The sequence below is a fragment of the Luteibacter sp. genome, assembly GCF_035539195.1.
Lineage (GTDB): Bacteria > Pseudomonadota > Gammaproteobacteria > Xanthomonadales > Rhodanobacteraceae > Luteibacter.
Genome location: NZ_DATLIW010000021.1, coordinates 1 through 14,222, shown reverse-complemented (window position 1 = coordinate 14,222; position 14,222 = coordinate 1). Strand labels below are relative to the sequence as shown.

The 14,222-nt window shown below is 65.5% G+C and carries 14 protein-coding genes; 7 read left to right on the top strand and 7 right to left on the bottom strand.

The window, feature by feature from the left end:
- Window positions 1–61 precede the first annotated feature (61 nt).
- Window positions 62–1,441: a serine hydrolase gene (locus VM621_RS06310; RefSeq protein WP_325468118.1), complete on the top strand. Its 1,380-nt coding sequence runs from the start codon at window positions 62–64 to the stop codon at window positions 1,439–1,441.
- On the opposite strand, the gene gph is transcribed toward VM621_RS06310, so the two are convergent.
- Both gph and VM621_RS06300 read right to left on the bottom strand, forming a co-directional pair.
- Window positions 1,422–2,081, bottom strand: a complete 660-nt coding sequence (gene gph, locus VM621_RS06305) for a phosphoglycolate phosphatase (protein WP_325468117.1) — start codon at window positions 2,079–2,081, stop codon at window positions 1,422–1,424. The two genes, VM621_RS06310 and gph, sit on opposite strands and share 20 nt — an antisense overlap.
- Before the next feature lie 30 nt (window positions 2,082–2,111).
- A complete protein-coding gene (locus VM621_RS06300; RefSeq protein WP_325468116.1) occupies window positions 2,112–2,774 on the bottom strand; it encodes a TetR/AcrR family transcriptional regulator in 663 nt (220 codons plus the stop codon).
- A gap of 116 nt (window positions 2,775–2,890) precedes the next feature.
- On the opposite strand from VM621_RS06300, the gene VM621_RS06295 reads away from it, so the two are divergent.
- Entirely contained in the window at window positions 2,891–4,459 is a 1,569-nt protein-coding gene (locus tag VM621_RS06295) for an MDR family MFS transporter (RefSeq protein ID WP_325468115.1), read from the top strand.
- Window positions 4,460–4,483: 24 nt separating this feature from the next.
- Here VM621_RS06295 and VM621_RS06290 read toward each other — a convergent pair whose 3' ends face one another.
- Window positions 4,484–5,368, bottom strand: coding sequence for an AraC family transcriptional regulator (locus VM621_RS06290; protein ID WP_325468114.1), 885 nt, complete (start codon window positions 5,366–5,368; stop codon window positions 4,484–4,486).
- A gap of 116 nt (window positions 5,369–5,484) precedes the next feature.
- Between VM621_RS06290 and VM621_RS06285 the strand changes: the two genes are divergently transcribed.
- Together VM621_RS06285 and VM621_RS06280 are read left to right on the top strand one after the other, a co-directional pair.
- Window positions 5,485–6,264 carry an SDR family NAD(P)-dependent oxidoreductase gene (locus VM621_RS06285; protein ID WP_325468113.1) on the top strand — a complete coding sequence of 260 codons (780 nt, stop codon included), beginning with the start codon at window positions 5,485–5,487 and terminating at the stop codon, window positions 6,262–6,264.
- A gap of 41 nt (window positions 6,265–6,305) precedes the next feature.
- Window positions 6,306–7,148 (top strand): helix-turn-helix transcriptional regulator, encoded by an 843-nt coding sequence (locus tag VM621_RS06280; RefSeq protein ID WP_325468112.1) that lies wholly within the window; start codon window positions 6,306–6,308, stop codon window positions 7,146–7,148.
- An 18-nt stretch (window positions 7,149–7,166) separates the two neighbouring features.
- On the opposite strand, the gene VM621_RS06275 is transcribed toward VM621_RS06280, so the two are convergent.
- Window positions 7,167–8,009, bottom strand: a complete 843-nt coding sequence (locus tag VM621_RS06275; protein WP_325468111.1) for a class I SAM-dependent methyltransferase — start codon at window positions 8,007–8,009, stop codon at window positions 7,167–7,169.
- A 144-nt stretch (window positions 8,010–8,153) separates the two neighbouring features.
- Between VM621_RS06275 and VM621_RS06270 the strand changes: the two genes are divergently transcribed.
- The gene (locus VM621_RS06270; RefSeq protein ID WP_325468110.1) at window positions 8,154–8,702 is read left to right on the top strand and encodes a hypothetical protein; all 549 of its coding nucleotides are present in this window, start codon (window positions 8,154–8,156) and stop codon (window positions 8,700–8,702) included.
- Here the strand turns inward: VM621_RS06270 and VM621_RS06265 are convergent.
- Window positions 8,694–9,734 carry an alpha/beta hydrolase gene (locus VM621_RS06265; protein ID WP_325468109.1) on the bottom strand — a complete coding sequence of 347 codons (1,041 nt, stop codon included), beginning with the start codon at window positions 9,732–9,734 and terminating at the stop codon, window positions 8,694–8,696. The two genes, VM621_RS06270 and VM621_RS06265, sit on opposite strands and share 9 nt — an antisense overlap.
- A 402-nt stretch (window positions 9,735–10,136) precedes the next feature.
- On the opposite strand from VM621_RS06265, the gene VM621_RS06260 reads away from it, so the two are divergent.
- Together VM621_RS06260 and VM621_RS06255 are read left to right on the top strand one after the other, a co-directional pair.
- Entirely contained in the window at window positions 10,137–12,077 is a 1,941-nt protein-coding gene (locus VM621_RS06260; RefSeq protein WP_325468108.1) for a PAS domain S-box protein, read from the top strand.
- Between the two features lie 21 nt (window positions 12,078–12,098).
- Window positions 12,099–12,635 (top strand): YaeQ family protein, encoded by a 537-nt coding sequence (locus VM621_RS06255; RefSeq protein WP_325468107.1) that lies wholly within the window; start codon window positions 12,099–12,101, stop codon window positions 12,633–12,635.
- A 72-nt stretch (window positions 12,636–12,707) separates the two neighbouring features.
- Here VM621_RS06255 and VM621_RS06250 read toward each other — a convergent pair whose 3' ends face one another.
- A complete protein-coding gene (locus tag VM621_RS06250) occupies window positions 12,708–13,403 on the bottom strand; it encodes a dienelactone hydrolase family protein (RefSeq protein ID WP_325468106.1) in 696 nt (231 codons plus the stop codon).
- 712 nt (window positions 13,404–14,115) lie between these two features.
- A partial coding sequence (locus VM621_RS06245; RefSeq protein ID WP_325467336.1) for an IS3 family transposase occupies window positions 14,116–14,222 on the bottom strand: 107 nt, incomplete at its 5' end.

Sequence of the window (14,222 nt, the reverse complement as noted above, 5' to 3'; positions counted from 1 at the left end):
AAACCCCGGCCCGGATCGCCCTGGCGAGTCCCAGACTGGGTAAAACGCAGAGGGGACGACCATGGGCACGAAAACATTGATCGCCGGAGGCATCGTCGTGGTGGCCGTGGCCTCCGCATGGGTGGTATGCCGCCCGGATCGGGCACTTCGCGTCGCCGCCGGGGTGGCGGCGCACCACGTTTGCTCGATGACCTTCGTCGCTGGCCAGGATCCCACGCGCACCTACGACGAGCTGGTGCTGCCGATGATCGGCAACGTGGCCGGTCATCTGCTCCACGTGCATGTGGCGCAGGATGCGCAGCGCGTGGAAGTGTCCAGTTCGCTCAGAACGCTGGCCAGTGCGACCTTCACCCGCGGCTATGGTTGCCGGCTCGACCTGCCGGGCAACCTGCCGCTGGTGGCGGATCCGCCAACCTTGGCCGACTCGTCGCGTGCCTTTGGCTCGACCGCGCCGGAGCAGCCTGTCGCGACGGACAAGCCGGGGATGGCGTCGGCGCTCGATCGTGTGTTCGCCGAACACGCCGGCGAAGCGCCGAAGAACGTCAAGGCCGTGGTCGTGGTCAAGAACGGCCAGGTCGTGGCGGAGCGGTATGCCCAAGGGTTCGGCGTGCGCACGCCGCTGATCAGTTTCTCGGTCGCCAAGTCCGTCACCAATGCCTTGCTCGGCGTGCTGGTGAGCGATGGCAAGCTACGTGTGGAGCGACCCCTCGATCCACCGGAGTGGCGCCAGCCGGATGATCCGCGCGCGTCCATCACCGTGGAAGACCTGATGCGCATGCGTAGCGGACTGGCGGCGGAGGAGGCGGAGTCGGCGTTCAGTCCTGTCGCGCAGATGGAGTTCCTGCACGGCGACATGGCCGGCTATGCCGCCGCGCAGCCGGCCAAGGAAGCCGCTGGAAAAACCTTCGAGTACACCTCGGCCGACACGCTCCTGCTGGACCGCAAGGTCGGTGAACTGGTCGGCGGTGGTCCGGCCGGCATGCGCGCTTTCGCCCGGCGTCGGTTGTTCGATCACCTGGGCATGCACGAGGTCACGATGGAATTCGACGGCAAGGGCAGCTTCATCGGCTCGACCTATGTCTACGCCAGCGCGCGTGACTACGCCAGGTTCGGCCTGTTGTACCTCAACGACGGTGTCGCGCCAGATGGACAGCGGTTGCTACCGCCCGGCTGGGTGAGCTGGTCGCGTGCCTCGACACTCGGCGCGCCGTACGGAGCGGGATTCTGGACCAACGACGGACCGAGCCGGCCGGCGAGGTGGCGCGTCGATGGGGGCTTTCCCAAGGACGGCTTCTTCGCCAGCGGCACGATGGGCCAGCGCATCTACATCGTGCCGTCGGCGCAACTGGTGATCACGCGCTTCGGCTATTCCGCGCCGCCGGACTACGGCATCGAGGACGATGTCGCGCTGATCAAAGCGGCTATCGAGAGCTACCAATAGCGAGCAGGTCGGGCATGCGATCGATCACCGCCAACGCGCCGATGGCATCGAGGTCCAGCGACTTGCGGTACCCATAGCTGACCATCACGAAGGGGAGACCGGCATCGCGTGCGGCGAGCACGTCGCTCTCGGAATCGCCGACCATGAGCGTCTGCGTCGGCGGCACGCCGGCCGCGTTGGCCAGGTGCAGCAGCGGCACGCCGCTGGGCTTGCGCTCCGGCAAGGTGTTGCCGCCGACGATGCCGTCGATGTACGGCAGCATGCCACGCACCTCGAGCAGCGGACGAACGAACTCTTCGTTCTTGTTGGTACATACGGCGAGCTTCACGCCCTGCGCGTGCAGGGCCGCCAACGTCTCGACCACACCGTCGTAGGCAACCGCATCGAGTGCCGTCTCGGCATAGTGCTCGAGGAAACCGGGCATGACCTCGTCGATGTCCGCGTCGCTGCCGGCATGACGGAACGCGTACGTGATGAGCTTGCGCGAGCCTTCGCCGATCCATTCGGTGATCTGCGCCAGGTCGTACGTCGGCAGCTTCCAGTCGCGAAGCGTGCGGTTGACCGATTCGGCGATATCGGCAGCGCTGTCCACCAGGGTGCCGTCGAGGTCGAAAACGACCAGGGAAAAGGGAAAGGCCAAGAGGGTCGCTCCGCACGGAAACCCCACATTCTACGCCTTGGCCGGCCCGACGCCGTGGCGGAGCAGGGCGAGCGCGTGCCGGGTGATCTGCTCGGGACCGATGTGTTCGCGCAAGGGGTCGCCGCGCCATTTGCGCGAGGCGGTCATCGGCAGCACCGTGAGACTCAGCACGGATCCGATGATCAGAGCGGGATCCAGATCCGCGCCCAGCAAACCCTCGGCCTGCCAACGACGCATCGTATCCAGCACGGTGACTTGCCGGCTCTCGTTGAAACGCTTGTGGATGTGCTGCTTGAACAGGTCGTCCTCACGCAGCATCTCGCCGAAGAAGACCGGCCCGATCCAGGGACTTTCCGCGGCCAGTTCGACGAAGCGCTGGGCCAGCGTGGTGAAGGCGGCGACGGGATCGTGCGCGTTCTCCAGGAAGATGCCCTCGATGTGTTTGCGCATCGGTGCGATGCGCTCGTCGAAGAGCACATCGAACAGTTCGTCGCGGGTCTTGAAGTAGTAATGCACGGCGGCGGGCGTCATGCCCGCGGCGCGGGCGATGGCGGCGAGGGTCGTCTCGGCGTAGCCCTGGCGCGCGAACAGCTCCAGTGCAATGCCGACCAGGCGCTGGCGTTGGTCCGGGCTGTCGGGCTGGGCGGGAGGGCGGCCGGGGCGGCGGCCGCGGCGGACAGTTGATTCGACCACGATTCTTTACCTTCGACTCTATGGCGCATGGATACCACGGCGACGGGTGGATTGACGCTGGTTGCCTGCCGGCATATATTAAATCACCAGTTAATTAATTTGCAGGTACGAGCCTCGTGAGCACCGAAACGCTTGAGCAATCGGCGACCGCGCCCGATGCCGTACACCCGTCGACGCCGCATCCGCCCGTCACAGCGCCCGCACCGCCTTCGCTGCGCCTGCTGTTTCCCGCCCTGATGTTGGTGATGCTGCTTGCGGCGCTCGACCAGACCATTGTCTCGACGGCCCTGCCAACCATCGTCGGCGACCTCGGCGGGCTCAACCAGCTCTCCTGGGTGGTGACCTCGTACCTGCTCACCTCGACCGTCGTGGTGCCGCTATATGGCAAGTTCGGCGACCTGTTCGGCCGCAAGATCGTCTTGCAGACGGCCATCGTGATCTTCCTCATCGGCTCGGTACTCTGCGGCCTGGCGCAGGACATGACCCAGCTGATCCTGATGCGCGCGTTGCAGGGTCTGGGCGGTGGCGGGCTGCTCGTGATCACCATGGCCGCCATCGGCGATGTGATTCCGCCGGCGGATCGCGGCAAGTACCAGGGACTGTTCGGCGGTGTCTACGGCCTCGCGACCGTCATCGGTCCGCTGATTGGCGGCTTCATGGTCGATCATCTGTCCTGGCGCTGGATCTTCTACGTCAACCTGCCGCTGGGCATCCTCTCGCTGCTGGTGATCGCCGCCGTGTTCCATCCGCACGTGCGCCACGTAAAGCACAAGATCGATTACTGGGGTGCCGGCTGGCTCGCCCTGTCACTGAGCTGCCTCATCCTGTTCACCACCGAAGGCGGCACCCTGCTGCCTTGGGACGCCGCCGAACTGTGGTTCATCCTGGCCTTCGCCGTGGTCGGCCTTGCCGGTTTCATCTACGAGGAAACCGTGGCCAGCGAGCCGATCATTCCGCTGGGCCTGTTTCGCCATCGCACCTTCCTGCTCAGCTGCCTGATCGGCTTCTTCGTCGGCGCGGCGCTGTTCGGCTCGACCACCTTCCTCCCGCTCTACCTGCAGGTGGTGAAAGGTGTTTCGCCGACGGGTGCGGGCATGCAGCTGCTGCCGCTCATGGGCGGCGTGATCGTCAGCTCCGTCGTCAGCGGACGCCTGATCAGCCGGATCGGGCGCTACCGCGTCTTCCCGATCGTGGGCACCTTCATCGCCGCGATCGCACTGCTGTTGCTCGGCACGGTCGACGACGACAGTCCGATCGCCCTGATCTACACCTATGCTGGCCTGCTTGGCCTGGGCCTTGGCATGGTGTTGCAGGTGCTGATCCTGGCCACCCAGAACAGTGTCGACACGAAAATGATGGGCGTGGCGACCTCGGGCGTGACCATGTTCCGCTCGATTGGCGGTTCGGTCGGCGTCTCCGTGTTCGGCACGATCTTCACCAGCGGCTTGCAGTCACGCACGGCAAGCTTCATGGCGGCGGGGCCGGCGTCGCCGCGATCGTTCGGGCCGGACGCGGTGGCCAAGCTGCCGCCGGAGATCCACGCCCGGTACTTGCATGCCTTCAGCACTTCGTTGCACACGGTCTACCACGTGGCTGCCAGTGTCATTGCCGTCGGGTTCCTGCTGGCCTGGTGGCTCAAGGACGTTCCGCTGAAGCGTGTACATGCGCCCGCGCCCCAGGCGTGAGAGTGCTTATGAAGCCGCCCAGGATCAGGCCTGCTGCAGCAACTTCGCATCGCGCCGCGGGGGTAACCCGAACATCCGGGAGTACTCGCGGCTGAATTGCGAGGCGCTCTCGTAACCCACAGCGAACGCGGCTGTTTCGGCGCTGGCGGCTTCACCGACCATGAGCCGGCGGGCTTCGAGCAGACGCAACTGCTTCTGGTATTGCAGTGGCGTCATCGCGGTGAGGCGGCGGAACTGCCGGTGGAAGGCGGAGGCGCTCATCTGCGCGGAAGCGGCGAGATCGTCGATGCGCATGGGTTCGGCGAAGCGATCGCGTAGGCGGTGGATGGCGCCGATGACGCGATGCACATGCGTATTGGCCAGCACCATGCGCGCCACGTCGGCACCGTGGGGTCCGCTGAGCAGCCAATAGGCGATCTCGCGCATGATCGAAGGATGCAGCAGGGGAATGGCCTTCGGCGTATCCAGCAGACGGACGAGGCGCAACGCGCAATCGGCCAGCGGTCCATCGAAATCCGTCACGAAGACGCCGAAGCCCGGGCCTTCGCCTCGCGGTGCCGGCGTGCGCAGCGCGTCGGCGACCTCACGCATGATGGCGAGGTCGAACTCGACGATGATGCCCAGGAAAGGCTCCGTCGGACTGGCTTCGGCCACGCGGCCGAGAGCGGGGGTCTCCACGCTCACGATGAGTGCCTGGCCGGCGCGATAGTCCATGTGGCGATCGCCGAACACCGCCCACTTGGCACCCTGCACGACGATGCACAGCGCGGGCTTGAAGATCAGGTGGGAGGGCGGCCTTTCGTGATCGGAGCGCAGCAGCACGAGGCCCGGCACGTCGGTCAGGTAGGGTCCGTACGACGCCTGGCCGTCGGTGTGGCGGAGCAGGGTCTTCGTCAGTTCGTCGGCCATGCCGACATGCTAGGCCTGCAAGCAGGATCAGGCAAGAACATGCCCGGTTCGCGCATTCCGTCCCGACGGCGACGGGCCTATCGTTCGTCCAGGCCCAACTCCCGAAGGACAACCCCATGAGTAACGGAAACGCAACGAAAACCGTAGCGAAGATCGCCCTCGTCACCGGCGGCAGCCGTGGTCTCGGTCGCAGCACCGTGCTCCACCTGGCCGCACGCGGCGTCGATAGCATCTTCACCTATCGCGAGAATCAGGCAGAAGCGGCCAAGGTGATCGCCGCGGTGCAGGCCCAGGGGCGCCGGGCGATCGCGTTACCCCTGGATACCGGCGCCTCCGGATCCTTCGCCGCGTTCGTCGAGCGCGCGCGAGCCGCTGTCGCCGAACTGGGCGCCGATCGCTTCGACTACCTGGTAAACAACGCCGGCACGTCCCTGCACAAGCCCTTCGACCAGACCACCGAGGAAGAGCTGGATGCCATCTACAACGTTCACTTCAAGGGCGTGTACCTGTTGACGCAAAAGCTGCTGCCACTGATCGCGGATGGCGGACGCATCGTCAATATCTCGTCCGGCCTCGCGCGCGTTTCCATGCCCGGTAGTTCGGCGTATGGCGCGATGAAAGGCGCCGTGGAGGTGCTCACCCGCTACATGGCGGCTGAACTCGGTTCTCGCGGCATCGCCGTGAATACCGTGGCCCCTGGCGCGGTGGCCACCGATTTCAGCGGTGGCATGGTGCGCGACACGCCCGAGCTTGCCCAGCGCATCGCCGGCATGACGGCCTTGGGCCGGGTGGGCCAGCCGGACGATCTCGGCGCGATGATCGCGTCGCTCCTGTCGGACGATAACCGCTGGATCAACGGACAGCGCATCGAGGTGTCCGGCGGCATGCTGCTTTGAGGCGAGAGGCGGTCGATCGGGGCGAGTGCCATAATCCCGGCATGAGCACTTCGGCAGGCAATCCGCTCGGCAACTACCTGAAGGATCGGCGGGCCAAGCTCGATCCGGCCGCCTTCGGCATGCCGACCACGCGCAGGCGCACGCCCGGCCTGCGCCGTGAAGAGGTCGCCCTGCGCGCCAATGTGAGCGCCACCTGGTATACGTGGCTCGAACAGGGGCGCGGTGGGGCGCCGTCGAGCGAAGTGCTCGATCGTCTTGCCACGGCCCTGGCGCTGACCGCCGTCGAACGCGAACACCTGTTCCTGCTGGCACAGAACCGGCCGCCCGAGGTCAGCTACAAGGCCGGCGAGACGATCACGCCACAGTTGCAGCACCTGCTCGATTCCCTCGAGACCAGCCCGGCGATCGTGAAAACCGCCCAGTGGGACATCATCGGCTGGAATGCCGCGGCGGCGGCCGTGCTCACCGAGTACGGAATGCTCCCGCCCGATCAGCGCAACGTGCTCAAGCTCCTTTTTGCCAGCGACCGCGCACGCGACAAGACGCGTCATTGGGAGGACCACGCACGTTTCGCCGTGGCGGCGTTTCGCGCGGACATCGCCCGCCTCGGCGCGACCGACCGTGTCAGGGGCTTCGTCGACGAGCTGATCGCCCTCAGTCCCCAGTTCGAGGCTATCTGGAACGACTACGACCTGCAGAGCTATGGCGAAGGCCGCAAGCAGTTCGCCCATCCCCTGGTGGGTGAGGTGACGCTGGACTATTCGGCGTTTTCCGTCGACGGCCGACCCGAGCTGGGATTGATCATCTTCACGCCCGCCACGACGGTCGACAAGGAGCGCGTCGCGACGCTCGTCGAGGCCCGCCAGGCGATCCTGCGGCCCTGACCCAATGCCTTCGTGGTACTACCGGCGCGTTGCCAGTACACCGTCCAACGCGAGCTCGGCCTTGAAACCTGCTTTCTCCAACCGTTTGGCCACCTCGCGTGGTACGTCGCGACCGCTGGTGAGCTTGTTCGGGCTGCCGGTGTAGTGGAACAGACGTCCGCCACGGCGAAGAACGCGCGCGAGTTCGTGGTAGAACGCCTGCGAGTAGAGTTCGCCGGCGATGCCGAAACGCGGCGGATCGTGGAGCAGCGCGTCGACCGACGCGTCGGCCATCTGCGTGATCGCCTGCGATACATCGCCATGGGCGAGCTGCAGACGCCCCTCGCCCGAGGGCGCAGCGGGATCGGGCGACCACGGATTGAGCGTGCGCAACCAGAGCACGTCGTCGTTCTTCTCGAACGACAGGATGCGTGCCACGCCGGCCTCCAGGCAGCACGCCGCGAAATAGCCCAGGCCGCCGCAGGTGTCGAGCACGACCTTGCCGCGGGGTTCGACGAGCGCGACCTTGCGCCGTGCGTCGTCGACGGGCGACTCCTTCGATGTGGGCAGCATCTTGATGCCGTCTATCTCGAAGGTTGGCGCACCCCACTCGGTGGGAACGAGTTTGATCAGGGAGCCCGAGAAGCGCGACACCGGCGAAAAATCGTCGCCATCCCAGTAGTAGATCGTGCGGTCCTTGAGCTTGCCCGGATAGGGATAGGTCCGCCCCTGGTGCTGCCAGTTGTCGACCTGCAAGGCGACCGACGCTTCGGTGCGCCCCAGATCCAGCGATCCCACCCACACCGTGGCGCCAGCGTCGCGTGCGGCCAGCAAGGCCTGGGCGGACGGCAACGTCAGCAGGGGACCGGCATAGTGCGACAAGGTAACTCCTGACACCGGGGTACGGCAGAATGCGAAACGGGTCGCCATTCTAGGGTTTTAGCCGGTTGTGCGTACAAGAACGAATGGAAAGCGCGAGGATCGCGGCGCCTAATGGTGGTGACGTCGACTCGGGAATGGTCGGGCATGCGCGCCGCGATGCTCACGATAGTGGTCTTGCTCCTGCCGGTGGAGGCATGGGCCGGTGGTCCACCCGATGTGGCGGCGGCCGTCGCGTCGGTCCATGCCGGCGTGCCCGCGAGCCTGACGCTCAACCTCCCGGCACCGACGCCGGCTGCCAGGCCGATCGCCGACGAACTCATTCCCCCGGTCCCGTACACGGCGCAGACCGTGGCCTTCGTCAAGACGTTCGTGGTCACGGCAACCTACGCGGGCAGGCCTTACCGGGTCGAGGTCGTCGTCGTCGACTCGCAGGGTCTGGTCTACTCGACCTCCCAGCAGGGCGGCTCCCATGGGCGAGACGACGAGAGCGACGACCGCCTGGACGTGACCGTCACCGGCCTGGCACCGGTGGTTTTCGATCTGTCCGTCCGCAAGGCCGACGCAAACGCGGCCGCCACACGCGATCGCGTGGCGGTCGGCGATCTGGAACAGGGACACTCGGCGTTCGCGCTACGCGACCACAAGCTTGCAGTCGTCGTCGAACGGCTGGACGACGAAGTCGATCTACGTTGAGCCGAGCTTGTCGACGTCGATGATCGCCTTGGCGAAGGCCTGTGGCGCTTCCTGCGGAAGGTTGTGGCCGATGCCGCCGGTGATCAGCCGGTGCTCGTACTTGCCGGTGAACATCTTCGCGTAATTGGCGGGGTCGGGATGCGGGGCGCCGTTGGCGTCGCCTTCCATGGTTATCGTGGGCACGCCGATGGTCGGGAAGGTCGCCAGCGTCGCTTCCTGGGCATCGTATTTCGGCTCGCCAGGGACAAGGCCGAGACGCCACCGATAGTTGTGGATGGTTATCGCGACATGGTCGACGTTATTGAACGCGGGCGCGGAGCGCTCGAAGGTGTCGTCGTCGAAGTGCCATTGTGGCGATGCCTGCTCCCAGATCAGGCGCGCGAAATCATGCGTGTGCTGGGCGTAGCCGTCGCGACCCCGATCGGTAGCGAAGTAGAACTGGTACCACCATTGCCATTCGCCTTTCGGTGGCAAGGGTTTCTTGTTGGCCGCCTGGCTGCCGATGAGGTAGCCGCTCACCGAGACCATTGCCTTGACGCGATCGGCCCAGAGTGCGGCCATGATGTTTGCCGTGCGCGCGCCCCAGTCGAAGCCGGCCACGGTGGCTTTCTTTATCTTGAGGGCATCCATCAAGGCGAGGATGTCGGCGGCTATCGCTGCCTGCTGGCCATTACGTGGCGTCTCAGCGGAGAGGAACTGGGTGCTGCCATAGCCGCGAAGATAAGGCACGATCACTCGGTACCCCGCCGCGGCGAGGATCGGCGCAACGTCCACGAAACTGTAGATGTCGTAGGGCCAGCCATGCAGCAGGATCACCACCGGTCCCTTGCGATGACCGTCTTCGGCGTAGCCCACGTCGAGGACTCCGGCCTTGATCTGCTTGAGCGAACGAAACGACGTCGCTCCCGCGGCTATCGCATCGGCGTCGGTGGCTGCGGTGTCGGTGGCTGCTGGCGCACTCACTGGTTCGGCACCCGCGATGTTCGCGAGGCCGAGCGGAGCAAGGGCGATCCCGAGCGCGGTTGCACCCATGAATCTCCGCCTTCCCTGATCCAGTTCATCCGGCATCGCGGTGTCTCCTGCGGCTTGGAGATCGACGATAGCGCTGCCGTTCGCCTAGGGATTGCAGCAGCCTCCACGGTTTTGCAGCGCTCTGCGGGGGTGGCGGAACCGGGGTTTCGCCGCTGAAGCGGCTCCCACAGGGGGCTTAGGCTATACAGGGGGCTCGGGCCATACATAGGAGGCTTAGGCTATACAGGGGGCTCAGGCCATACATAGGGGGCTCAGGCTATGCAGGGGGCTTTAGGCCATACACAGGGGGCTCAGGCTATACAGGGGGCTCGGGCTATTGGGGGAGCTGACTATCGGGGGAGTTCCGGCTGGGTGTGAAGAGGCCTTCACGAGGTGCCGGGCTGTAGGCGGTACCTTGGCGGCATGTACAACCCGACCGACCCCGCCTACATGGACGATTCCGCTTACCGCCGGCTTGTCGAAGGCATTTCCGACTACGCCATTTTCTGGCTCCAGGCCGACGGGACCGTCGCCACATGGAATGCCGGGGCCATTCACGCCACCGGTTACACCGCTGGCGACGCCATCGGGGCGCCGTTCTCGCTGCTGTTCTCCGGCGAAGACAACAACGCCGGGGCGCCCGGTTCGCTGCTCGATGTTGCGCTACGCGAAGGACGCAGCGAGCTGGACGGCTGGCTGGTGCGTAAGGATGGCTCCAGGTTCTGGGCGCAGATCCTGATCGATCCCGTGCGCGATGGCGAAAAGCCGCTGGGCTTCGGCGTCGTCATGCGCGACCGCACGGAGCGCAAGCGGCTCGATGAAGAACTCAGGCGCAGCCAGGAACAGTTCCGCGTGCTCGTCCAGGGCGTTGCCGACTACGCCATCTATATGCTCGACCCCAAGGGACACGTATCGAGCTGGAACGCCGGCGCCGAGCGTATCAAGGGCTATGCACCCGAAGAAGTCATCGGGCGCCACTATTCGGCTTTTTTCACCGAGGACGACGTCGCCCGCAACGAGCCGACCACCAACCTCCAGGCGGTGGCACGCGAAGGCCGCATCGAGACCGAAGGCTGGCGCGTGCGCAAGGACGGCAGCCGTTTCTGGGCGCACGTGGTGATCGACCGCATTACCGACGATGCCGGCACGCTCATCGGCTTTGCCAAGGTGACCCGTGACGTTACCGAGCGTCGCGCGTCCGCGCTCGCGCTGGAGGAAACCCGCGAGGCTTTGTTCCAGTCGCAGAAGCTCGAAGCGGTCGGCCAGTTGACTGGCGGTGTCGCCCACGATTTCAACAACCTGCTGATGGCGGTTCAGGGCAATCTCGAGCTGATGCGCGACCATGCCGAATTGCCCGAGCGCCTGAACCGGTTGGTGTCCAATGCATTGTCCGGCGTGCGGCGGGGCGTGAGCCTGACGCAGCGCATGCTGGCCTTCGCGCGCCGCCAGCAGTTGCATCTGGAGCCGGTCAACGTCGTCGCCCTGGTCTCGGGCATGTCGGACCTGCTGCGCACGTCGCTGGGGCCGGCCATTGCCATCGAGGTGCGTTTTCCGTTGGCTCTTCCCGATGTGATGGGCGACATCAACCAGCTCGAGCTTTGCGTCCTCAACTTGTGCGTCAACGCACGCGATGCGATGGAGGAGGGCGGTCTCATTACTATCCAGGCCGCAGCGGAAGAGATCGGCGCAAGGCATACCTTGCAGCTGCCACCGGGCAGGTATGTCAGGCTTTCGATCAGCGATACCGGCCCGGGCATGGACGCGGCGACGCTCACGCGGGCGACGGAACCGTTCTTCACGACCAAGGGCGTGGGCAAGGGTACCGGGCTGGGCCTCTCCATGGTGCACGGCATCGCCCAACAATCCGGTGGCGCGCTGCAGCTGGAAAGCAGCAAGGCAGGCGGCACGACCGTCTCGATCTATCTTCCCATCGCGCCCTCCCACACGGATGTCGTGCCTGAAACCGCGCCTGTCGTGCATGGCCGGACGCTCTATCACACACCGGTGAGCGACGGACCGTTGCCGGTCGTGCTGGTCGTCGACGACGATCCGCTGGTGCTGTCCACGGCGGTGGAGATGCTCGCGTACGCGGGCTACGACGCCCGTGGTGCGGCGTCGGCCAACGAGGCGCTCCGGCGCCTGGAGACGATCGACGAGCTCATCGCCGTGGTCACCGACCACGCCATGCCAGGCATGACCGGCTCGGAGCTCGCGAGCGAGCTCGCCACCCTTCGCCCTGGCCTGCGTGTGGTCCTGGCCAGCGGTTACGCGGAGGTGCCCGCGGTCGCCGCGGGGATCGCCGTGCAACTGCAGAAGCCGTTCGGTCGCGACGCCTTGTTGGCGGCGATCCGCGGTCAGGGCTGAGCTCTCCTGTAGAATCGCGCCATGGCACTCAAATCCACGGTCTTCAAGGCCGACCTGCAGGTCTCCGACATGGACCGGCACTATTACCAGGGTCACGCCCTCACTATCGCCCAGCATCCGTCGGAGACCGACGAGCGGATGATGGTGCGCGTGCTCGCCTTCGCCCTCAACGCTGACGATTCGCTGCTCTTCGGCAAAGGCATCAGCTCCGAAGACGAGCCCGATCTATGGCGCAAGGAACTGACCGGCGAGGTCGATCTATGGATCGAGGTCGGCCAGCCGGACGAGCAGCGCATTCGGCGGGCGGCGGGCCGCGCCAATCGCGTCATCGTCTACACGTACAGCGGACGCAGCGCCGAAGTCTGGTGGAAGAAGACCGCGGCCGCCGTGGCCCGCACCAAGAACGTTTCGGTGATCGACATCGCACCGGCCACCGTCGACGCCTTGGCCGCGCTCACCCAGCGGACGATGCAGATCCAGTTCATGGTGCAGGACGGACAGGCCCAGATCATCAGCGGCGACACGGTGCTGCCGGTCGAGCTGACGACGCTGGCCTGACGCCTCGGCGCAGCTGGGCCATCGAGGCCGGGCTGAAGCCGGCCTCGCGCGGGCGAGAACGCGCACCTTGAATCAGGCCAGATGTTCCTTGAGGAAGGCCCAGGTGCGCTCGTTGGCCGTCTTCGCCGCGGCGGCATCGTAGTGCGCACCACCGTGCCGCGAGAATGCGTGATTGCAGCCGGGGTAGCTGTAGATCGTGACGTTCGGCTTCCCGGCCAGGGACTTCGTGATTTCCGCCTGTGCGGTCTTCGGTATGTACTCGTCTTCCTCGGCAAGATGCATGAGGAAGGGCGCCGTGATCGCGTCGGACTCGCCGAGGTAGCTCTCGGTGTCGCCGCCGTGAAACGCCACGGCGGCGTCGACGGTGCCGCGTGCCGCGGTCAGGAAGGTCATCAGTCCGCCGAGGCAGTAGCCCATGACCGCTACCTTGCCGGTGGCGCGCTCGAGTTTACCGGCCGCGGCGATGGTGGCGAGTACATCGGCAACGCCGAGGTCGCGGTCGTAGGCCATGTAAAGTGCCAGACCGGCCTTCCAGTGCGCCTCGGACGTGACACTGAGATCGACGCCTGGCTGCTGACGCCAGAAGAGGTCCGGCGCCACGGCGATAAAGCCCTGGGCGGCGAGGGCATCGCAGGTCTGGCGAATGTCGGCGTTCACGCCAAATACTTCGTGCAATACGACGACGGAGGGTGCCTTGGCTACTTCGGGGTAGGACACGTACGCGGCAAAATCGCCGTCGTCCGTCTTGATCGTAATTGTCTCGTGCATGGTTTCCATCCTCAGTCGGTTAGCCGTGTACTTTCCAACGGAAAGGCCGCGCCGGCTTGTCGAAAAGCGGCTCAAAAAAAGGTTCTTCGCGGAAGTCTGGGGAACGAGTATAAAAAAGGTCCATCGTGAATGACCGGGGTCCGGGCGTTCGGCTTTCAGGCCGGGCATTCGTTCGCACCTTGCACCTCGTCTAGGGCTCGCCTTCGGCATCGCGGGGCTCGGCTTCGCCATCGCTTTGTACACTTGGGCGTCTCGCGGGGAGACCTTGGCGCCCACCCTCGCTGCTCAGACAGGTCCTCCGCGTTCGACAAGGAAAGGCCGCTACCGCGGCCCATGTTCCTATTGGCCTACGGCCGCTCCACTTGTGCGGAACTCGCCTCGAGGGTGGACGCCAAGGTCTCTCACGACGATACGGTTGAGTGCAAGGAGAGCCGATGCGGGATGCGTGGTCGGCCCCGGCCGCGCCCGGAACACCCGTGCGAAGCGGACGCGGTTGCTGGTATCCGGTTGCCCAACACCTTCGTCGCGCTTGTGTCGGCGTGCTTGCCGGCGATGCCGTGGCGGCTTTGGCTCGACCACGAGAGCCTCAAGGTTCGGGAGAGTCTTCGGTGCCCACCCTCGAGGCGAGTTCCGCACAAGTGGAGCGGCCGTAGGCCAAATAGATACATGGGCCGCGCATGAACTGACCCCAAGAAGTTGGACAGTTTAGGCGCTAGGCACCCGAGGCCTGGGTTCGGTACTGAACCGGACTCAGGCCTTTTAGTTTGAGCTTGATGCGATCGTGATTGTAGTAGTGGATGTAACGGCGTATGCCTTGCT